19 protein-coding genes are annotated in these 19,872 nt (G+C 68.2%); 4 read left to right on the top strand and 15 right to left on the bottom strand.

Annotated features, from left to right (window positions below; genetic code table 11):
- Positions 1–69 precede the first annotated feature (69 nt).
- From AC1DTW_RS11120 to AC1DTW_RS11090, 7 genes are all read right to left on the bottom strand, one after another.
- Positions 70–948 carry a DMT family transporter gene (locus AC1DTW_RS11120; RefSeq protein ID WP_477981150.1) on the bottom strand — a complete coding sequence of 293 codons (879 nt, stop codon included), beginning with the start codon at positions 946–948 and terminating at the stop codon, positions 70–72.
- On the bottom strand, positions 948–2,360 hold the full coding sequence (gene dnaB / locus AC1DTW_RS11115; protein ID WP_477981149.1) for a replicative DNA helicase: 1,413 nt from the start codon (positions 2,358–2,360) through the stop codon (positions 948–950). The genes AC1DTW_RS11120 and dnaB overlap by 1 nt, the downstream gene beginning before the upstream one ends.
- A 172-nt stretch (positions 2,361–2,532) precedes the next feature.
- Positions 2,533–2,985, bottom strand: a complete 453-nt coding sequence (gene rplI / locus AC1DTW_RS11110) for a 50S ribosomal protein L9 (protein ID WP_477981148.1) — start codon at positions 2,983–2,985, stop codon at positions 2,533–2,535.
- Between the two features lie 11 nt (positions 2,986–2,996).
- Complete coding sequence (gene rpsR / locus AC1DTW_RS11105; protein WP_056469785.1) at positions 2,997–3,287, bottom strand: 30S ribosomal protein S18; 291 nt, start codon at positions 3,285–3,287, stop codon at positions 2,997–2,999.
- Positions 3,288–3,336: 49 nt separating this feature from the next.
- Positions 3,337–3,618 (bottom strand): primosomal replication protein N, encoded by a 282-nt coding sequence (gene priB, locus AC1DTW_RS11100; RefSeq protein WP_477981147.1) that lies wholly within the window; start codon positions 3,616–3,618, stop codon positions 3,337–3,339.
- Between the two features lie 50 nt (positions 3,619–3,668).
- The gene (gene rpsF, locus AC1DTW_RS11095) at positions 3,669–4,097 is read right to left on the bottom strand and encodes a 30S ribosomal protein S6 (protein ID WP_477981146.1); all 429 of its coding nucleotides are present in this window, start codon (positions 4,095–4,097) and stop codon (positions 3,669–3,671) included.
- 186 nt (positions 4,098–4,283) lie between these two features.
- The gene (locus AC1DTW_RS11090; protein WP_477981145.1) at positions 4,284–6,377 is read right to left on the bottom strand and encodes a VC_2705 family sodium/solute symporter; all 2,094 of its coding nucleotides are present in this window, start codon (positions 6,375–6,377) and stop codon (positions 4,284–4,286) included.
- Between the two features lie 135 nt (positions 6,378–6,512).
- On the opposite strand from AC1DTW_RS11090, the gene AC1DTW_RS11085 reads away from it, so the two are divergent.
- Positions 6,513–7,823 (top strand): hypothetical protein, encoded by a 1,311-nt coding sequence (locus AC1DTW_RS11085; RefSeq protein ID WP_477981144.1) that lies wholly within the window; start codon positions 6,513–6,515, stop codon positions 7,821–7,823.
- Between the two features lie 19 nt (positions 7,824–7,842).
- Here the strand turns inward: AC1DTW_RS11085 and clpB are convergent, their stop codons facing one another.
- From clpB to AC1DTW_RS11045, 8 genes are all read right to left on the bottom strand, one after another.
- The gene (clpB, locus tag AC1DTW_RS11080) at positions 7,843–10,446 is read right to left on the bottom strand and encodes an ATP-dependent chaperone ClpB (RefSeq protein WP_477981143.1); all 2,604 of its coding nucleotides are present in this window, start codon (positions 10,444–10,446) and stop codon (positions 7,843–7,845) included.
- Between the two features lie 77 nt (positions 10,447–10,523).
- Positions 10,524–10,913 (bottom strand): fluoride efflux transporter CrcB, encoded by a 390-nt coding sequence (gene crcB, locus AC1DTW_RS11075; protein WP_477981142.1) that lies wholly within the window; start codon positions 10,911–10,913, stop codon positions 10,524–10,526.
- The gene (gene moaE, locus AC1DTW_RS11070) at positions 10,910–11,419 is read right to left on the bottom strand and encodes a molybdopterin synthase catalytic subunit MoaE (RefSeq protein WP_477981141.1); all 510 of its coding nucleotides are present in this window, start codon (positions 11,417–11,419) and stop codon (positions 10,910–10,912) included. Before moaE ends, crcB begins: the two co-directional genes overlap by 4 nt.
- A gap of 1 nt (position 11,420) precedes the next feature.
- A complete protein-coding gene (locus AC1DTW_RS11065) occupies positions 11,421–11,672 on the bottom strand; it encodes a MoaD/ThiS family protein (RefSeq protein WP_477981140.1) in 252 nt (83 codons plus the stop codon).
- The gene (locus AC1DTW_RS11060) at positions 11,669–12,904 is read right to left on the bottom strand and encodes a molybdopterin molybdotransferase MoeA (RefSeq protein WP_477981139.1); all 1,236 of its coding nucleotides are present in this window, start codon (positions 12,902–12,904) and stop codon (positions 11,669–11,671) included. Before AC1DTW_RS11060 ends, AC1DTW_RS11065 begins: the two co-directional genes overlap by 4 nt.
- 7 nt (positions 12,905–12,911) lie before the next feature.
- Positions 12,912–14,318, bottom strand: a complete 1,407-nt coding sequence (thrC, locus tag AC1DTW_RS11055; RefSeq protein ID WP_477981138.1) for a threonine synthase — start codon at positions 14,316–14,318, stop codon at positions 12,912–12,914.
- On the bottom strand, positions 14,315–15,676 hold the full coding sequence (locus AC1DTW_RS11050) for a homoserine dehydrogenase (protein WP_477981137.1): 1,362 nt from the start codon (positions 15,674–15,676) through the stop codon (positions 14,315–14,317). The genes thrC and AC1DTW_RS11050 overlap by 4 nt, the downstream gene beginning before the upstream one ends.
- A 13-nt stretch (positions 15,677–15,689) precedes the next feature.
- Complete coding sequence (locus AC1DTW_RS11045; protein WP_477981136.1) at positions 15,690–16,919, bottom strand: pyridoxal phosphate-dependent aminotransferase; 1,230 nt, start codon at positions 16,917–16,919, stop codon at positions 15,690–15,692.
- 115 nt (positions 16,920–17,034) lie between these two features.
- On the opposite strand from AC1DTW_RS11045, the gene AC1DTW_RS11040 reads away from it, so the two are divergent.
- The 3 genes from AC1DTW_RS11040 (at position 17,035) to AC1DTW_RS11030 (ending at position 19,847) form a co-directional block, all read left to right on the top strand.
- Entirely contained in the window at positions 17,035–17,433 is a 399-nt protein-coding gene (locus AC1DTW_RS11040) for an Mth938-like domain-containing protein (protein WP_477981135.1), read from the top strand.
- Between the two features lie 78 nt (positions 17,434–17,511).
- Entirely contained in the window at positions 17,512–17,988 is a 477-nt protein-coding gene (locus AC1DTW_RS11035) for a peroxiredoxin (protein WP_477981134.1), read from the top strand.
- Positions 17,989–18,176: 188 nt separating this feature from the next.
- Entirely contained in the window at positions 18,177–19,847 is a 1,671-nt protein-coding gene (locus AC1DTW_RS11030; RefSeq protein ID WP_477981133.1) for a PhoH family protein, read from the top strand.
- Positions 19,848–19,872 lie beyond the last annotated feature (25 nt).

Raw genomic sequence — 19,872 nt, 5'->3', positions numbered from 1 at the left:
CGTGCGGGTGATGGCGCCGATGCTAGGGCGCCGCGCCGGTCGCAGCGCTGAGGGGAAGCCCTCGCCCGGTCAGCGCGCCGCCTGCCGCAACGCGACGGCTTCGTTTGCCGCGAGCGCGGTCAGCACCAGCGAGCCGCCGCCCAGCACATGGATCGCCGGCGCTTCGCCCGCGCCGAGCCAGGCCCACGCGACACCGAAGATCACCTCGAGCAGCGCTAGCAGCGACGCCTCCGGCGCGCTCAGGTGGCGCGCCGCCGCGACCGACATCAGGCACGGGATCGACAACTGCGCGACGCCTAGCAGCGCGAGCAGTCCGAGGTCATGCGGCGAGGCCGCGAACGGCATGGCGAACGGCAGCGTCAGCAGCGCCGACAGCGCCGCACCGATCAGCACGGCCGGCAGCAGGTCGACGTCGGCGCGGCTGCGCGTGTGCTGGATCGCGACCCAATTGATCGCCGCGGCGACCGGCACCGCCAGCGCGACCACCGTGCCGAGCAGGTGTTGTGCATCGGCGCCGCTGACCTCGTTCGCATACATCCACACGATCCCGATGCCGGCGACGACGATCGCGGCCCAGGTGCGGGGCGCGAGCCGATCGCCGAGGAAGACGCGCGAGATCAGCGCGGTCAGCAGCGGCGCGCTGGCCATCGTCACGAGCACGTTGGCGACCGTCGTCAGCGTGATCGCGACCATGAACGCGGTGAACATCACGCACCAGCAGGCGCTCGAGAGCCACAGCGTGCGCCCGCCGTCGCGCAGCGAGCGCACCAGCGTCGCGCGGCCCCGGATCGCCGGCAGCAAGACCGCCAGCGCGAGCACCGTGAACGCGCTGCGCCAGAACGTGACCTCGAAGCTGCGTGCCGCCTCGAGGTGGCGCGTCACGACGCCGGCGATGCTCCACATCAGCGTGACGACGAGCATCGTCGCCACGGCCCTGCCGTGAGTCATCAGTAGTCCGAGCTGCCTGCGCTTCCCGGCGCCAGGTTGTCGAACTTGGTCAGCGGCTTGTTGAAGAACAGCTTGACCGTGCCGGTCGGGCCGTTGCGCTGCTTGCCGATGATGATCTCGGCAATGCCGGGCTCCTTGCTGGCTTCCTTGTTGTAGTAGTCGTCGCGGTAGATGAACATGATCACGTCAGCATCCTGCTCGATCGCGCCGGACTCGCGCAGGTCGCTCATCATCGGGCGCTTGTCGGTGCGCGTCTCGACGCTGCGGTTCAGCTGCGACAGTGCGATCACCGGGCACTTCAGCTCTTTCGCGAGCGACTTCAGGCCGCGCGAGATCTCGCCGATCACGGTGGCGCGGTTCTCGTCGCTGGTGCCGCCGCTGCCGCTCATCAGCTGCAGGTAGTCGACAACGATCATGCCGAGCTGGCCGCACTGGCGCGCCTGGCGCCGGGCGCGCGCGCGCACCTCGGTCGGGGTCAGCGCCGAGCTCTCGTCGATGAACATGCTGACGCTGCCGAGCTTCTCGACCGCCTCCGACAGGCGGCCCCATTCGTCGTCCTTCAGCCGGCCGGTGCGCAGGTTGCTCTGGTCGATGCGGCCGAGCGAGCCGACCAGGCGCAACGCGAGCTGCGCGGCGCCCATTTCCATCGAGAACACCACGACCGGCAGCCCTTCGCTGACCGCGACATGCTCGGCGATGTTCAGCGCGAACGCGGTCTTGCCCATCGACGGCCGCGCCGCGAGCACGATCAGGTCGCCCGGCTGGAAGCCCGAGGTCATGCGGTCGAGGTCGAAGTAGCCGGTGCGCACGCCGGTCACGTCCTCGGCGCCGTTCTCGTGCAGCTCGGTGACGCGGTCGAGCAGCTGCACGACGAGCGTGTCCATGCTCTGGAAACCTTGCTGCGATTTCGAGCCTTCTTCGCCGATGCGGAAGATCTTGCCTTCGGCCTCGTCGAGGATCTCGGAGACGTTGCGGCCTTGCGGGTTGAAAGCGCTGGTCGCGATCTCGTCGCTGGCCGCGACGAGCTTGCGCAGCACTGCACGCTCGCGCACGATCTCGGCGTAGCGCCGCATGTTGGCCGCGCTCGGCACGCTCTGCGCCAGCGCGTTGAGGTAGACCAGGCCACCGCAGTCGTCGGCCTTGCCCAGGCTCTGCAGCTGCTCGAACACGGTGATGACGTCGGCCGGCTTGGTCGCGCTGATCAGGCCGCCGATCGCCGCGTAGATCAGGCGGTGCTCGAAGCGGTAGAAGTCGCTGTCGGTGAGCAGGTCGCCGGCGCGGTCCCAGGCGCTGTTGTCGAGCAGCAGGCCGCCGAGCACGCTCTGTTCGGCTTCGACCGAGTGCGGCGGGATGCGCAGTTTCGAGACCTCGTCATCTTGACGCGAGGGTTCAACGGGCAGGAAGGTCGACATCGCGGGGATCATAGGGCCGCATCATTGGCGCGGCTGTGCGCAACCCTGTGGAAATTCAGGGGACAGCGGTGGATAAGTGAAACGGAAAAAAGAAGGGGTCGGCACAGCCGACCCCGTTTCTCGTTCCCAGGCGAAGCCGTTCACGGCCCCGCCTTCGTCTCGAGTCGAAGACTCAATCCGTTTCGCCGAGCACGACCACCTTGACTTCGACGACGACATCGGTGTGCGGCGACACGCTGACCGTGTGCTCGCCGACCGTCTTCAGCGGGCCGTTCGGCAGGCGGACCTGCGACTTCACGACCTTGAAGTCGATGCGCGTCAGCGCATCGGCGATGTCGGCGTTCGTGACCGAGCCGAACAGCCGGCCGTCCACACCCGCCTTTTGCGTGATGTGCACGGTGCGGCCGCTCATCTTCTCGCCCATCGCGGTAGCGGCGGCGAGCTTGTCGGCGGCGGCCTTCTCGAGTTCGGCGCGCTTGACTTCGAACTCCTTGATCGCCGCTTCGGTGGCGCGGCGGGCCGAGCGTTGCGGGATCAGGAAGTTGCGGGCGTAGCCGTCCTTGACCTTGACGACATCGCCGAGGTTGCCGAGGTTGGCGACTTTTTCCAGCAGGATGATTTGCATGTCGGTGCTCCTCAGACCTTGTGCTGGTCGCTGTACGGCAGCATCGCGAGGAAACGCGCGCGCTTGATGCACGTCGTCAACTGGCGCTGGAAGAACGCACGCGTGCCGGTCAGGCGAGCCGGCGTGATCTTGCCGTTCTCGCCGATGAAGTCGCGCAGCGTGTCGATGTCTTTGTAGTCGATCTGCTTGACGCCGGTGACCGTGAAGCGGCAGAAGCGCTTGCGACGGAACAGCAGCGACTGGGTATTGCGTTTGGGTTTGCGGTCCTTCGAGAACCGACCTTTACCACGTGGCGGGGGCATATTGACACCTCATTGATTCGAACAGTGAGCCGATCGGGTCAGCGTGACCTCAATCCAGCTCGGTTACATGGAACACGACACCTCGGCCGTTGCGCTGCGAACCCAGGAAGCCGGCAAAGCCGTGAGTGCCTCCCAATTCCAGCCGCTCGACACGCGTTGTGATCTCCCCGATCGCGCGAGCCCTGATGTCAAACCAGACCTTGCGGGGCTTGCCGTCTTGCGTGACCTCCGATTCGTGCTTCAGGCTCAAATCGAGGGCCGGCAAACCGGCGGGGGTGTATCGCAACGCGCCTCGCTCCACCAGTTGCGCGGTCAGAACCAGGCGGTTCATTCGGCGCGGGGTGAAGGCAACGACCCGTGTGTGCTGTCAGCCAAGGCCTTTCAGGCCGAGGCTTCCTGCGGCGGACGCTCCTGGCGCTCTTGACGTTCCGGACGATCACCGCGGTCGCCACGCTCCGGCGGCGGCGATGACTTGCGCGAGTCTTCGCGCTCGACCATCTTCATCATCACCGACGGCCCGGTCACGGCTTCGTCCTGCAGCACCGTGAGGTGCCGAATGACGGCGTCGTTGAAGCGGAAGCCGGTCTCGAGTTCGGCCAGCACTTCCTTGCTGCACTCGATGTTCAGGCACAGGTAGTGGGTCTTCGCGAGCTTCTGGATCATGTAGGCCATCTGACGACGACCCCAGTCTTCGACCCGGTGCACCTTGCCGCCGCCGGCGGTGACGACACCCTTGTAACGTTCCAGCATGGCCGGAACCTGCTCGCTTTGATCCGGGTGGATCAGCAGCACGATTTCATAATGACGCATTGAAACTCCTTGTGGTTCGCTCGGCTTGCGTCCGTTGTCGATTCCGCGCTTCGACGGTGGTTTCGACGCGGTTTCGATTCAGAACGAGGCTCGAGACTGTTGAGCCACCCCGAAGCGTCAGACCCGGGTGTGGCAAGGCGAGCCGACGATTATAGCCCGCGTCCAGCCTTTCGGCAAAGCGTCGGCTCAGCCGGGGCGCGGGTAGCGCAGGCTGCGCGCAAACGCGCGCGCTTCGGCGCTCGGTGCCGGGGTCAGCAGGCTGACCAGTACGCAGGCCGCGAAGCCGAGCGGCACGCCGAACACGCCGGCCGAGACCGGCAGGATGCCGCCCCACAGCTCGATCGGCGCCGTGACGCCGAACAGCCCGCGCAGCCAGGATTCATTGCGGATCAGGTAGTACAGCGTCAGCCCGAGGCCGCCGGCCATGCCGCACAGCGCACCCCACCCGTTCGCGCGGCTCCAGAAGATGCCGAGCACCAGCGCCGGGAAGAACGCCGACGCCGCGATCGAGAACGCCGCCGTGACGAGAAACAGGATGTCCGCTGGCCGCTGCGCGGCGACCGCCGCGGCCGCGAGCGCGGCGACCAGCAGCAGCACCTTCGAGACCGTGACGCGCCGCGCGCCCGACGATTCCGGTCCGAGCAGCCGGTAGTACAGGTCGTGCGACAGGGCATTGCTGATCGTCAGCAGCAGGCCATCGGCCGTCGACAGCGCCGCGGCCAGGCCGCCTGCCGCGACCATCCCGGTGACCACGTACGGCAGGCCCGCGATCGCCGGTGTTGCGAGCACGATCAGGTCGCTGCCGATGCGGATCTCGCCGAGCTGCACGATGCCGTCGTGGTTGATGTCGGTCACCGACACCAGCGCCGGGTCGATGCGGGTCCAGCCGGCGATCCAGCCCGGCAGCCGGTCGAACGGCAGGCCGACGAGGCCGTTGAAGACCTCGTACTTGACCAGCACCGCGAGCGCCGGCGCGGTCAGGTACAGCAGCAGGATGAAGAACAGCGACCACGCGACCGACTCGCGCGCGGCCTTCACCGACGGCGTCGTGTAGCTGCGCATCAGGATGTGCGGCAGCGCCGCGGTTCCCACCATCAGGCAGAACACCAGCGCGATGAAGTTGCGGCGCGAATCGTCGAAGGTCTTGCGCGCCGCCGCATCCCCGTTCGGGTCGCCCGCGAACTGCTGTGCGTGCAGCGGCATGCCCGCCAGCGGCAGGGCGCGCGCTTCGTCGAGCGCCCGCTCGCGTGTCCAGGCTTCGCGCGCGAGCGCCTCGGACTTCGGCTGGGTCGCGAGGGCCTTGTCGGCCAACTGGATCTCGCGCAGCGGCGCATTCGCCGCCTTCAGCTCGCGGCTGCGGCGCTGCGCCTCGGCGCGATCGGCGACCAGCGCGGCGGGCACGTCGCGGAGCTTTGCGCCGATCTCGTCGGCGCGCGCCTTGAAGAGCGCGCGCACCTCGAGCTCCTTCGGGTCGCGCAGGAGCTGCTGCTCGCGTTCGCTGACCTTCGTCAGCTGCTGGCCGACGATCAGCTGCGGCACCGGCACGCCGGTTTGCTCGACCGACAGCCACACGACCGGAATCAGGTAGGCAATGACGAGGATGATGTACTGCGCGACCTGGGTCCAGGTCACCGCGCGCATGCCGCCGAGGAACGAGCACACCAGCACACCGCCGAGGCCGAGAAAGATGCCGAGCACGAAGTCGACGCCGGTCAGCTGCGTCGTGATCAGCCCGACGCCGTAGATCTGCGCGACCAGGTAGACGAACGAGCACAGGATCGCCGCGAGCAGCCCGATCAGGCGCGGCAGGCGTCCGCCGTAGCGCGCCGCGAGGAAGTCGGGAATCGTGTACTGACCGAAGCGGCGCAGGTACGGCGCGAGCAGCACGGCGACCAGCACGAAGCCGCCGGTCCAACCCATCACGTACGCGAGGCCGCCGTAGCCCTGCAGGTACAGCGTGCCGGCCAGGCCGATGAACGACGCGGCCGACATCCAGTCGGCGGCGGTGGCCATGCCGTTGTACATCGCCGGCACGCGGCGCCCGGCGACGTAGTACTCGTTCGCGTCGGTGGTGCGGCTGATGATGCCGATCGCCGCGTACAGGCCGACCGTCGCGAGCAGGAAGGTCACGCCGATCCAGCGCCGCGGCAAGCCGACCTGCTCGAGCACGGCGAGCAGCCCGACGAACGCGACGAAGCCGGCGGTGTAGCGCAGGTAGATTCGGTCAAGCCGGTGCTTGAAGGCGCCGGTGTCGGCGCTGCGCGTCTCGCTCATCGCCATGCGGCAAGACGACGCATCCGGCGAGCCCTTGCAGCCGGATTTGTCGCCGAGACGATTTGAAACATGGGTTATTGTGCAATCCGCGCGCCCGAGCGCGCCCAACTTCGGCCTCCGGCCGGCACGGAACCTGACACCATGACCCGCTCCCGCAACGGTTCGCCGCCGCCCGCCGGCGGCAACGCACCCGACGCCTGGCAGTCGACGCGCGCGCAGACCTCGCTGGCGACGCAGTTCCTGACCGACGAGAACGACTACCTCGCGTCCGAGAAGCAGCAGGACATCGGCCGCCAGACCAGCGTCGACGAGCGCGAGCTGTTCGTTTCGTGCGCACCCGATCTGGCGATGCAGCAGCAGTTCGAATACCTGCAGCCCGAGTTCATCGCGGTCCACGACATCGCGACCGCCTCGTCGCGCAAGCTGCTGGTCGGCATCGCGGCGGCCAGCGGGCGTGCGGTGCAGAAGCTCGTGATCCGTCGCCAGGGCGGCGGCACCGCGCTCGCGACACTCGAGTTCGTCGAACTGCCCACTGCCGACGGCAGCAGCCTGCGCATGTACTCGACCGAGGTCGACGCCGACACCGCGGCGCGGCACAGCCTCGCGCGCATGCTGCTGGCCTTCAGCCGCCTCGGCGTGATGATGGTCGGCGAGTTGCCCGGCCATGCGATCGCGTCGGCGCTGAAGCCGTTTCACGAGTTCATCGTCAATGGCCCGTGGCCGAACCGGCAGATGCTGCTGCTGCCCCTTGCCTCCGGCAGCACGCTCGTCTCGCAAGGGATGGAGATGACGCGCGGCACCGGCGTGAACGTGCGCACGACGCCGCAGGTGACACGCCCGGCCGACGCCTGGGGCTTCATCAACGGCACCTGGAACCGCCTGCGCGAGGCGGCACAGCCGGACGGGCGCCGCCTGCCGCCGCTCGCCGTCGCGACCGAAAACCCGGCGACCGCGCCGAAGGCCGGCGCTGCTGCCGACCTCAGCGCTGTCGGCGAGCGCCGCGGGCCGGATCGCCTGGCGATGCGCCCGATGCCGGCGCTGCCGACAGCCGTGCGCGCCGTGGCACCGAAGAGCCTGCTCGACCGCTACGTGCAGCAGCTCAGCGAGCTGCCCGGCATGGTCAGCTGCTGCATCTTCGACGCCGCCAGCGGACTGGAGGTGACGCACGCCGGTGCCAGCCCCGGTGCCGCCGACCTGGCGCTGCACGGCAAGGCGCTGCTCGCCGCGATGGGCGCGAGCAGCCGCAGCATGGGGCTGGGCCACACGCTCCCCGAGGCCGCGATCACGCTCGGCTCGCACCACCTGCTGTTGCGCGCCGTGCCCGGCCATCCGGGCCTGGCGTTGCACGCCGCGCTCGACAAGACGCACGCGAACCTGACGCTCGCGCGCCTGCAGGTGCAGCGCGCCGACGCGCTGTTCGAGAGCGCGCCGCCGCCCACCGCGCAGCCGTAAGCCCGGCGGCGCGGCCGGGTCAGTGCACGACGCGCTCGAACGCGAACTCGCCGTTCACGAACTCGACCGGGATCACGTCCTTCGGACCGAAGCGGCCTTCGAGAATCAGCTTCGCGACCGGGTTCTCGATGCGCCGCTGGATCTCGCGCTTCAGCGGCCGCGCGCCGAACACCGGATCGAAGCCGGCCTTCGCGAGCTCGGTCAATGCGCGCGTCGAGACTTCGAGCTTCATCTCCATCTTCTCGAGCCGCACCTCCAGCACCTTCAGCTGGATCTTCGCGATCGCCTCGATGTTCTTCGCGTCGAGCGCGTGGAACACGACGGCCTCGTCGATCCGGTTCAGGAACTCGGGACGGAAATGCGCCTTGACCTCGACCCACACGGCGTCGCGAATCGCCTCGCTCGGTTGTCCGACCATCTGCATGATCTGGTGCGAGCCGAGGTTGCTGGTCATCACGATCACGGTGTTCTTGAAGTCGACCGTGCGGCCCTGGCCGTCGGTCAGGCGACCATCGTCGAGCACCTGCAGCAGCACGTTGAAGACATCCGGGTGCGCCTTCTCGACCTCGTCGAGCAGCAGCACGCTGTAGGGCTTGCGCCGCACCGCCTCGGTCAGGTAGCCGCCCTCGTCGTAGCCCACGTAACCCGGCGGCGCGCCGATCAGCCGCGCAACCGAATGCTTCTCCATGAACTCGCTCATGTCGAGGCGGATCAGGTGATCCTCGCTGTCGAACAGGAAGCCGGCGAGCGCCTTGCACAGCTCGGTCTTGCCGACGCCGGTCGGGCCCAGGAACAGGAACGAGCCGGTCGGCCGGTTCGGATCCGACAGCCCCGAGCGCGAGCGGCGGATCGCATCGGCCACCGCGGTGATCGCTTCGTCCTGCCCGACCACGCGGTCGTGCAGCCTGGCTTCCATCTGCAGCAGCTTCTCGCGGTCGCCCTGCATCAGCTTGGAGACCGGGATGCCGGTCGCGCGCGCGACGACCTCGGCGATCTCCTCGGCGCCGACGGTCGTGCGCAGCAGCTGCGGCTTGCCCTTGTTGGCGCCCTTCGCGCCCTTCTTCGCCTCCTTGGCCTGCGCCTCCTTCAGGGTCTTCTCGAGCGTCGGCAGCTGGCCGTATTGCAGCTCGGCGACCTTGTTGAAGTCGCCCTTGCGCTTCCACTCCTCGATCTGGAACCTGACGCGGTCGATCTCTTCCATCAGCTGCGCCGAGCCCTGGGCGGCGGCCTTCTCGGCCTTCCAGATCTCGTCGAGATCGGCGGCTTCGCGCTGCACCCGCCCGATCTCCTCCTCGATCAGGCCGAGGCGGCGCTGCGAGGCTTCGTCCTTCTCGCGCGTCACGGCTGCGCGTTCGATCTGCAGCTGGATCAGGCGGCGGTCGAGCTTGTCCATCGCCTCGGGTTTCGAGTCGATCTCGATCCGCACCTTCGAGGCCGCCTCGTCGATCAGGTCGATCGCCTTGTCGGGCAGGAAGCGATCGGTGATGTAGCGGTGGCTCAGCTCGGCCGCGGCGACGATCGCCGGGTCGGTGATCTCGACACCGTGGTGCACCTCGTACTTCTGCTGCAGGCCACGCAGGATCGCGATCGTTGCCTCCACGGTCGGCTCGCCGACGAGGATCTTCTGGAAGCGCCGCTCGAGCGCTGCATCCTTCTCGATGTACTTGCGGTATTCGTCGAGCGTGGTCGCGCCGATGCAATGCAGCTCGCCGCGCGCCAGCGCCGGCTTGAGCATGTTGCCGGCGTCGATCGCGCCCTCCGCCTTGCCGGCGCCGACCATCGTGTGGATCTCGTCGATGAAGACGATCGTCTGGCCTTCGTCGGCGGCGACTTCCTTCAGCACGCCCTTCAGGCGCTCCTCGAACTCGCCGCGAAACTTCGCGCCGGCGAGCAGCAGCGCCATGTCGAGCACCAGCACGCGCTTGTTGCGCAACGAATCGGGCACCTCGCCGGCGACGATGCGCTGCGCCAGGCCTTCGACGATCGCGGTCTTGCCGACGCCCGGCTCGCCGATCAGCACCGGGTTGTTCTTGGTGCGGCGCTGCAGGACCTGGATCGCGCGGCGGATCTCGTCGTCGCGCCCGATCACCGGATCGAGCTTGCCCAGGCGCGCACGCTCGGTCAGGTCGAGCGTGTACTTCTTCAGCGCCTCGCGCTGGCCCTCGGCCTCGGCGCTGTCGACCTTCTGGCCGCCGCGCACCGCTTCGATCGCCGCCTCGAGCGCCTTGCGCGTCAGGCCGTGCCCGCGGGCGATGCCGCCGAGGTCGGTCTTCGCATCGGCGAGTGCGAGCAGGAACATTTCGCTGGCGATGAACTGGTCGCCGCGCTTGCCTGCCTCCTTCTCGGCAGTCTGCAGCAGCGCCGCGAGATCGCGGCCGGGCTGCACGATCTGGCCGCTGCCCTGCACCTGCGGCAGGCCCTTGATCGCCGTGTCGAGCGCGGTCTTCAGCGCGGCGCTGTTCGCGCCGGCGCGGTCGAGCAGCGCCTTCGGGCCATCGGTCTGCGCGAGCATTGCAGCGAGCAGATGGGCCGGTTCGATGTACGGGTTGTCGTTCGCGACCGCGATGCTCTGGGCATCCGCGAGCGCCTCCTGGAACTTGCTGGTGAGCTTGTCGATTCGCATGGGGAAGATCCTCCGATTGCGTCGGACATGAGGGAGAGGGGCCGATTTTCAAGCCGGCACGGCGCCCCGCGTTGCGCTCAGTCAAGCGCGATGTCGAGGACCCAGTAGCCGAGCGCTGCGCAGACCAGCGAGCCCAGAAGGTGCGCGCCGCTGTGCAGCAGCGCCATCGCGAAGTGACCCCGGTGCAGCAGCACCAGCGACTCGGCGGAGAACGACGAGAAGGTCGTCAACCCACCCAGGAACCCGGTCACGAGCAGCAGGCGCATCAGCTCGTTCGGCGAACGTTCGAACCACGCCAGCGCGACGCCGATCAGCAGGCCGCCGACGCAGTTGACGAACAGCGTGCCGAGCGGGAAACCGGCCCACTGCGCATTCAGCCAGAGCCCGGCGAGCCAGCGCGCGAGCGCACCGATCGCGGCGCCGACCGCGACCGCGAGCACCTGCGCCGCCAGCCAGGCGGCGCTCACTCGACCGACCCGTGCGGCGGCGCCGTCGCGACGACGTTGTCCGATGCGATGCCCCAGCGCGCGAGCGCCGCATCGTCGCTGCTGCGCGCATCGACCCAGCGCGCGCCTTCGGGCGTCTGCTCCTTCTTCCAGAAGGGCGCCTGCGTCTTCAGATAGTCCATCAGGAACTCGCAGGCCTGGAAGGCCTGGCCGCGGTGGGCCGACGTGACCGCGACCATCATGATCTGGTCGCACGGCTGCAGCAGCCCGACGCGGTGGATCACGCGCGCACCGAGGATGTCGAACCGGCGCAGCGCCTCGTCGATCATCGCCTCGATCGCGCGCTCGGTCATGCCGGGATAGTGCTCGAGCTCCATCGCGCTGACGCCCTGGCCATCGTTGCGGTCGCGCACCGTGCCGATGAACGATGCGACCGCGCCGACGGCGGCATCGCAGGCGCGCAGTGTCGCAATCTCGGCGCCGAGGTCGAAGTCGGCGGTCTGGATCGTGACGCGCGGCAGGGCCACCTCAGCCCCCGGTGACCGGCGGGAAGAACGCGAGCTCGGCACCCTCGGCGACGATCGCCTGCTCGTCGCACAGCACCTGGTTCAAGGCGCTGCGCAAGGCCTTGCCGCGCGCGAGCGCGCTGGCGTGCGCGCCGCCGCGGGCGATCAGCGCATCGCGCACCGCGCCGACGTTGCTGCCCTCGGCGACCTCGACCGCCTCGCTCGCGCCCAGCGCCTCGCGGATCGACGCGAAGTAGCGCACCGTGAGCTTCATACCAGCCACTCCGCGAAGCTCAGGAACTGCACGCTGTCACCGCGCCGGATCGGCTGGCCTGCGGGCGTGTCGACGACGCCGTCGCCCCAGACCACCGAGGTCAGCACGCCCGAACTCTGGTTCGCGAACAGGTCGAGTCCACCGTCGTCGTTGCGGCGCACGCGCAGGAACTCACGCCGGCGGTCCGGCTTCGGCCAATCGAAATCGGCCCGCATCGGCACGCGCTGCGGCGCCAGCGCGAGCGCGCCCTGCAGCCGCAGCAGCACCGGTCGCACCAGCAGCAGGAAGGTGATGAAGCTCGACACCGGGTTGCCCGGCAGGCCGACGATGTGCGCCGCGCTGCCATCGGGCCGATTCACCGCGCCGAATGCGAGCGGCTTGCCCGGCTTGATCCCGATCTGCCACAGCGCGATTCGGCCCTCGGCCTGCACGGCAGGGCGCAGGTGATCCTCTTCGCCGACCGACACGCCGCCCGAGGTGACGATCAGGTCGTGTTCCAGCGCGGCGCGGCGCAGCGCCTCGCGGGTCGCGTCCAGCCGGTCGGGCACGATGCCGAGGTCGGTGCAATCGCAGCCCAGCGCCTGGAGCGCGGCGCGCAAGGTGAAGCGGTTCGAGTTGTAGATCGCACCGGCCTTCAGCGGCTCGCCGGGCATCGCGAGTTCGTCGCCGGTCGAGAACAGTGCGACGCGGGGCCGGCGCGCGACCTGCAGCGTCGCGGCACCGACCGTGGCCGCCAGGCCGAGCGCCTGCGGCGTCAGCCGCGTGCCAGCAGGCAGCACGACGGCGCCGATGCGCACGTCCTCGCCGCGGCGCCGAATCCACGCGCCGGCGCTCGGCACAGCGTTCACGCGCACGCCCTCACCCATCGCCTCACACTGCTCCTGCATCACGATCGCATCGGCGCCGACCGGCACCTGCGCACCGGTGAAGATGCGCGCGGCGGTGCCGGGCTGCAGCGCTGCGCCGACGACCCCGGCGGGGATGCGCTGGCTGACCGGCAACAGCGCACCGATCGCCGGCACGTCGGCGGCGCGCAGCGCGTAGCCGTCCATCGAGCTGTTGTCCTGCGGCGGGACGTCGAGCGTCGAGCGCAGGTCGGCCTGCAGCACGCGGCCGAGCGCATCGAAGGTCGAAAGCGTTTCGTGCGTGCTCGCGGGCAGTGGCGCGACGGCGCCGAGCAGGCGCGCCAGCGCCTCGTCCAGCGTCAGCAGCGGCGCGCGTTCGGGCTTCATGAGGGGCTCAGGCGCGGGCGGCGATGAAGGCCTTGACCTGCGCGGCGTCGGCCGGCATCCGTTCGAAGCGTTTCGGCAGCGCCTCGATGCCTTGCATCGCCGCGGGCCGCTCGGGTTCGCGGCCGATCGCCTCGACGATGGTTTCGGCGAACTTCGCCGGCAGCGCGGTCTCGAGCACGATCGTGGGCACGCCCTGCGTCAGGTGCTCGCGCGCGACCTTCAGGCCGTCCGCGGTGTGGGTGTCGATGATGGTCGCGAAGCGTGCGTGCGTGTCGCGGATCGTCGCGAGCCGGTCGGCGTGCGTGCTGCTGCCCGAGACAAAGCCATAGCCCGCGATGCGCGCGAGCTCGTCCGGCGTCAGCGTGAACGCGCCGGCGCGTTCGAGCTCGGTCTTGAACAGCGCGCGCGTGCGCTGCGAGTCGCGGCCGAGCAGGTCGAACACGAAGCGCTCGAAGTTCGAGGCCTTCGAGATGTCCATCGACGGGCTCGAGGTCTCGTGCGTCTCGGCGCTGCTGCGCACGCGGTAGGTGCCGGTGCGGAAGAACTCGTCGAGCACGTTGTTCTCGTTCGTCGCGAGCACGAGCTGGCGGATCGGCAGGCCCATCATCCGCGCGACATGGCCGGCGCAGATGTTGCCGAAGTTGCCCGAGGGCACCGCGAAGGTCACCTGCTCGTCGTCGGCCCGGGTCGCCTGAAAGTACCCGGCGAAGTAGTAGACGACCTGCGCGAGCAGCCGCGCCCAGTTGATCGAGTTGACGGTGCCGATGTGGTGCCGACGCTTGAACTCGAGGTCGTTCGAGACCGCCTTGACGATGTCCTGGCAATCGTCGAACACGCCGTCGATCGCGATGTTGTGGATGTTCGCGTCCTGCAGGCTGAACATCTGCGCCTGCTGGAATGGGCTCATCCGGCCCTGCGGCGAGAGCATGAAGACGTTGACGCCATGCTTGCCGCGCATCGCGTACTCGGCCGCGCTGCCGGTGTCGCCGGAGGTCGCGCCGAGGATGTTGAGCACCTGGTCGCGGCGCGCGAGCTCGTACTCGAACAGGTTGCCGAGCAGCTGCATCGCCATGTCCTTGAACGCCAGCGTCGGGCCGTTCGACAGGGCTTCGAGGTACAGGCCGGGCTCGAGTGCGCGCAACGGGACGATCTGCGCGGTGCCGAAGACCTGCGCGGTGTAGGTCTTCGCAACCAGCGCGCGCAGGTCGGCGGCCGGGATGTCGTCGATGTACAGCGAGAGGATCTCGAACGCGAGCTCGTGGTATGCGAGGCCGCGCCAGCGCGCCAGCGTGGCGGCATCGACGCGCGGGTAGTGCGCGGGCAGGTACAGCCCGCCATCGGGCGCGAGTCCCTCGAGCAGGATCTCGCAGAAGCGCCGCTCTGTCGGCTCGCCCCGCGTGCTGATGTACTTCACGACAGTTCTTCCTTGCGGATGCGCACGATCGGCGCGAGCACGGTCGGCAGCGCCTGCATCTGCGCAATCGCCGCGTTCATGCGGCCCTCGACCGTGTCGTGGGTCAGGATGATGACGTCGGTCTGGGCTTCGCTCTCGGCCCCCGCCTCGTCGGAGGCGCCTCCGGCGCCCGGGCGCTGCAGCAGCGCCTCGATCGAGATGTCGCTTTCCGCGAGGATCGCGGTGATGCGCGCCAGCACGCCGGCCTGGTCGGCCACCTGCAGCCGCAGGTAGAAGGCGGTCACGACCTCGTCGATCGCGAGAATGCGCGTGTCCTGCAGCGAGCCCGGCTGGAACGCGAGATGCGGCACACGGTGGTCGGGGTCAGCGGTGTGCAGCCGCGTGATGTCGACCAGGTCGGCGATCACCGCCGAGGCGGTCGGCTCGGCGCCCGCGCCCTTGCCATAGTGCAAGGTGCTGCCGACCGCGTCGCCCTGCACCATCACCGCGTTCATCGCGCCCTCGACGTTCGCGATCAGGCGCTTCGCCGGCACCAGCGTCGGGTGCACGCGCAGCTCGATGCCCTCGACCGCGCCGGAGGATGTCATCAGGCTGCGGCGCTTCGTGATGCCGAGCAGCTTGATGCGGTAGCCGAGCTGCTCGGCGTAGCGGATGTCGGCGGCATTCAGCGTCGCGATGCCTTCGACATAGGCCTTGTCGAACTGCACCGGGATGCCGAACGCGATCGCGCTCATGATCGTCGCCTTGTGCGCGGCGTCGATGCCCTGGATGTCGAAGGTCGGATCGGATTCGGCGTAGCCCAGGCGCTGCGCCTCCTTCAGCACGACGTCGAAGTCGTGGCCCTTCGCGCGCATCTCCGAGAGGATGAAGTTCGTCGTGCCGTTGATGATGCCGGCGATCCATTCGATGCGGTTCGCCGTCAGCCCCTCGCGCAAGGCCTTGATGATCGGGATGCCGCCGGCCACCGCGGCCTCGAACGCGACCATCACGCCGCGCTCGCGCGCCGCGGCGAAGATCTCGGTGCCGTGCACCGCGAGCAGGGCCTTGTTCGCGGTCACGACGTGCTTGCCGGCCGCGATCGCCTCGAGCACGAGCTCGCGCGCAATGCCGCAGCCGCCGATCAGCTCGATCACGATGTCGATCTGCGGGTTCGCGATGATTTCGCGGGCATCGGCGACGATCGTCGCGGCATCGCCGACGAGCGCCTGCGCGGCCGCCACGTTGCGGCGCGACACCATCGTCAGCACGATGCCGCGGCCGGCCCGGCGCTTGATCTCCTGCTGGTTGCGCTGCAACACCTCGAACACGCCGCCGCCGACGGTGCCCAGGCCCATCAGGCCCACTTGGATCGGTTTCATGTCAGCTCTGCCGTCAGATCTGGGAGTGGCGTTTGCGATAGTGCTCGAGAAAGCGCGCGATGCGGCCGATCGCCTCGGTCAGGTCGTCCGAGTTCGGCAGGAACACGATGCGGAAGTGATCCGGCGTGGCCCAGTTGAAACCGGTGCCCTGCACGATCAGCACCTTCTGCTCCGACAGCAGGTCGTAGGCGAACTGCTGGTCGTCCTTGATCGGGTAGATCTTCGGGTCGAGCTTCGGGAACATGTACAGCGCGGCCTTCGGCTTGACGACGCTGACGCCGGGGATCTCGCTCAGCAGCTGGTAGGCCAGGTCGCGCTGGCGGCACAGCCGCCCGCTCGGCGCGACCAGGTCGTTGATGCTCTGGTAACCGCCGAGCGCGGTCTGGATCGCGAGCTGCCCCGGCGTGTTCGCGCACAGGCGCAGCGAGGCCAGCATGTTCAGGCCCTCGATGTAGTCGCGCGCATGGCGTTTCTCGCCCGAGACCACCATCCAGCCCGAACGGTAGCCGCACGAGCGATAGTTTTTCGACAGGCCGTTGACGGTGACAAACAGCACGTCGTCGGCGAGCGATGAGATGCTGGTGTGCGCGTTGCCGTCGTACAGCGTCTTGTCGTAGATCTCGTCGGCGAAGACGATCAGCTGGTGCGTGCGCGCGACCTCGACGATCTCGCGCAGCACGCTCTCCGGGTACAGCGCACCGGTCGGGTTGTTGGGGTTGATCACGACCAGAGCCTTGGTGCGCGGCGTGATGCGCGACTTCATGTGCTCGATGTCGGGCATCCAGCCAGTCGACTCGTCGCACAGGTAGTGCACCGGCGTGCCGCCCGACAGGCCGACCACCGCGGTGTACAGCGGATAGTCGGGCGACGGGATCAGCACCTCGTCGCCGTCGTTGAGCAGCGCGTTCATGCCCATCGCGATCAGCTCCGAGGCGCCGTTGCCCAGGTACACGTCGTCGATCGTGACGCCATGAACGTTCTTCTGCTGCGTGTAGTGCACGACCGCCTTGCGCGGCGCGAACAGGCCCTTGCTGTCGGTGTAGCCGGCCGTGTGCGGCATGTTGCGGATCATGTCCTGCACGATCTCGTCGGGCGGCTCCAGGCCGAACGCGGCGACGTTGCCGATGTTCAGCTTGATGATCTTGTGGCCCTCTTCCTCCATCTGGCGGGCCTTGTCGAGCACCGGCCCGCGGATGTCGTAGGCGACGTTGGCGAGCTTGCTCGACTTGACGATGGGTTTCAAAAGGCCTCCTGAGGGGTCGCTGCGCACAGAGAACCTAGAATTTAACCACAGGGTATGTCCCGTACCGGGCTGCAAGGGCAGCTCCGCAACACCTGCGTCCATGGGCGCCAGCCGCATGAAACTCCAAGCCGATCGAATCGAAGGGCAGAACGCCATTGCCCGGCACGGGCCCGAGGGCGTGATCGTCAACGGCTCCGAGTACCGCGAGAGCGTCATCGTGCCGTGGACCGGTTCGGTGCGCCCGTGGCAGGTCGACCGCTTCGATGCGTTGACCGAGGCGCACTTCGAGGTCCTCGCGGCGTTCGAACCCGAGCTCGTCATCTTCGGCAGCGGCCCGCGTCTGCGCTTCGTTCGGCCGGCGCTGCTGAAGGCGCTGATCGGGCGGCGCATCGGCGTCGAGACGATGGACACCGCCGCCGCCTGCCGCACCTACAACGTGCTGCTCGCCGAGGGGCGATCGGTGCTGGCGGCGCTGCTATTCGAAGCGGCGCCAGATGGCACCGGCACTGGCTGAACGCGGGACGGAGGGCCAGCCCGCAGCGCTTATAATCTACGGCTACGCCTGCCCCGGCGCAACCAATCAGAATACTCCATGACGCCAGCCCTCAACAAACCCCTCCCGGAATTTGAAGCGCTCGCGACCGGTGGCGTGAAGTTCACGCCCCAGGCTTTCGCCGGCAAGATCGTCGTTCTGTATTTCTACCCGAAGGACAACACCCCCGGTTGCACCACCGAGGCGATGCAGTTCCGCGATCACCACAAGGAGTTCGTGAAGGCCGGTGCGGTCGTGTTCGGCGTATCGCGCGACAACATGGCTTCGCACGACAAGTTCAAGCAAAGCCTGGAGCTGCCGTTCGAGCTGATCGCCGACACCGAAGAAAAGCTCTGCCACATGTTCGGCGTCGTCAAGAACAAGATCATGTACGGCAAGAAGGTCAAGGGCATCGAGCGCAGTACCTTCCTGATCGACGGCCATGGTGTCCTGAAGGGCGAATGGCGCGGGCTCAAGGTGGCTGGCCACGTCGAAGAAGTGCTGAAGGAAGTCAAGGCGATCAAGAAGGCGGGCTGAAGCCTCCGTGTTCGCGAAAAAAGGCCGGCTTCAGCCGGCCTTTTGCATGGTGAACGCCGGTCAGGAGGGTCACCGAACTTGTGCATAATGATCCGCATGGCCGACAGTTTCGAACTGCGCTCCCCCTCCAAGCCGCCCAGCAGCCGACTGTGCGGCTTTTTTGTTTTCTGACCGCCGAACCACCACCCATGCCATTGCCCAAGCCGCCTGCCAAACGAGCCTCCCTCCTCAGCGCCGCCGACTTCGATTCCCAAGCGGCACCCCAGCCAGGCAAACGCCCTCAGAAGACCCGCGCAGCGGCCGAACCCGCCTCGCCGGCGGTCGTCGAGTTGTATGACGGCCAGGCCGCACCCGGCGCGGCGATTGCCAAGGCCGCGCCGGTGATCCCGGCCAAGCCGCCGGTCGCGGCGCCGCGCAAGCCGCAGCACGAAACGCGCGCGCGCAAGCCGCGTGGCAACGGCCCGGCAACGCTGTTCGTGCTCGACACCAACGTGCTGATGCACGACCCGACGTCGCTGTTCCGCTTCGAGGAACACGACATCTACCTGCCGATGATCACGCTCGAGGAGCTCGATGGCCACAAGCGCGGCATGACCGAGGTTTCGCGCAACGCGCGCCAGGTCAGCCGGGAGCTCGATGCGTTGGCCGCGAGCATGCCCACGCGCGATTCGTCGGGCATGTCCGACGGGTTGTCGCTCGCACGCACCGGCCACCGCGAGGCCGGCGGCAAGCTGTTCTTCCAGACCAACCTGATCAACGTGACCTTGCCGAGCGGCCTGCCGCAGGGCAAGGCCGACAACCAGATCCTCGGCGTCGTGCAGGCGCTGCGCGAGCAGCAGCCGGGACGCGACGTGGTGCTGGTGTCCAAAGACATCAACATGCGCATCAAGGCGCGTGCGCTCGGCCTGCCGGCCGAGGACTACCTGAACGACATGACGCTGGAGGACGGCGACCTGCTGTACACCGGCGTGCTGCCGCTGCCCGCCGACTTCTGGGACAAGCACGGCAAGACGATGGAGAGCTGGCAGCAAGGCGGCCTGACCTACTACCGCATCAGCGGGCCGATGGTGCCGGTGCTGCTGGTGAACCAGTTCGTCTTTCTCGAAGCGCCGGGCGCTGCACCGCTGTACGCGAAGGTCACCGAGATCACCGGCAAGACCGCGGTGCTGCGCACGCTGAAGGAATACACGCACCAGAAGAACGCCGTCTGGGGCGTGACCGCGCGCAACCGCGAGCAGAACTTCGCGCTGAACCTGCTGATGGATCCGGAGTGCGACTTCATCACGCTGACCGGCGCCGCCGGCACCGGCAAGACGCTGATGACGCTGGCCGCGGGCCTCTCGCAGGTGATGGACGATCGCCGCTACACCGAGATCATCGTGACCCGCGTGACCGTTCCCGTTGGCGAGGACATCGGCTTCCTGCCCGGCACCGAAGAAGAGAAGATGAGCCCGTGGATGGGCGCGCTCGACGACAACCTCGAGGTGCTGTCGAAGACCGACGGCGGCGCCGGCGAGTGGGGCCGCGCCGCGACCAACGACCTGGTGCGCAGCAAGATCAAGATCAAGAGCCTGAACTTCATGCGCGGCCGCACGTTCCTGAACAAGTTCGTGATCATCGACGAGGCGCAGAACCTGACGCCCAAGCAGATGAAGACCTTGATCACGCGCGCCGGCCCGGGCACGAAGATCGTCTGCCTCGGCAACCTCGCGCAGATCGACACGCCCTACCTGACCGAAGGCAGCTCGGGCCTGACCTTCACGGTCGATCGCTTCAAGGGCTGGCCGCATTCGGGCCACGTGACACTGGCACGCGGCGAGCGCTCGCGGCTCGCCGACTTCGCGTCCGAGGTGCTTTAGCGATAACGGGCCGAGCGCCGGGCCG

The organism is Rhizobacter sp. P5_A1, from assembly GCF_056400745.1.
Note: the sequence above shows the minus strand (reverse complement) of the source record. Positions and strands in the feature narration are given on the sequence as shown.

Bases quoted from the DNA above. Each gene is read 5' to 3' on its own strand.
- AC1DTW_RS11120 (WP_477981150.1), bottom strand. From the start codon at position 948: ATGACTCACGGCAGGGCCGTGGCGACGATGCTCGTCGTCACGCTGATG.
- dnaB (WP_477981149.1), bottom strand. From the start codon at position 2,360: ATGTCGACCTTCCTGCCCGTTGAACCCTCGCGTCAAGATGACGAGGTC.
- rplI (WP_477981148.1), bottom strand. From the start codon at position 2,985: ATGCAAATCATCCTGCTGGAAAAAGTCGCCAACCTCGGCAACCTCGGC.
- rpsR (WP_056469785.1), bottom strand. From the start codon at position 3,287: ATGCCCCCGCCACGTGGTAAAGGTCGGTTCTCGAAGGACCGCAAACCC.
- priB (WP_477981147.1), bottom strand. From the start codon at position 3,618: ATGAACCGCCTGGTTCTGACCGCGCAACTGGTGGAGCGAGGCGCGTTG.
- rpsF (WP_477981146.1), bottom strand. From the start codon at position 4,097: ATGCGTCATTATGAAATCGTGCTGCTGATCCACCCGGATCAAAGCGAG.
- AC1DTW_RS11090 (WP_477981145.1), bottom strand. From the start codon at position 6,377: ATGGCGATGAGCGAGACGCGCAGCGCCGACACCGGCGCCTTCAAGCAC.
- AC1DTW_RS11085 (WP_477981144.1), top strand. From the start codon at position 6,513: ATGACCCGCTCCCGCAACGGTTCGCCGCCGCCCGCCGGCGGCAACGCA.
- clpB (WP_477981143.1), bottom strand. From the start codon at position 10,446: ATGCGAATCGACAAGCTCACCAGCAAGTTCCAGGAGGCGCTCGCGGAT.
- AC1DTW_RS11065 (WP_477981140.1), bottom strand. From the start codon at position 11,672: ATGAAGCTCACGGTGCGCTACTTCGCGTCGATCCGCGAGGCGCTGGGC.
- AC1DTW_RS11060 (WP_477981139.1), bottom strand. From the start codon at position 12,904: ATGAAGCCCGAACGCGCGCCGCTGCTGACGCTGGACGAGGCGCTGGCG.
- AC1DTW_RS11050 (WP_477981137.1), bottom strand. From the start codon at position 15,676: ATGAAACCGATCCAAGTGGGCCTGATGGGCCTGGGCACCGTCGGCGGC.
- AC1DTW_RS11040 (WP_477981135.1), top strand. From the start codon at position 17,035: ATGAAACTCCAAGCCGATCGAATCGAAGGGCAGAACGCCATTGCCCGG.
- AC1DTW_RS11035 (WP_477981134.1), top strand. From the start codon at position 17,512: ATGACGCCAGCCCTCAACAAACCCCTCCCGGAATTTGAAGCGCTCGCG.
- AC1DTW_RS11030 (WP_477981133.1), top strand. From the start codon at position 18,177: ATGCCATTGCCCAAGCCGCCTGCCAAACGAGCCTCCCTCCTCAGCGCC.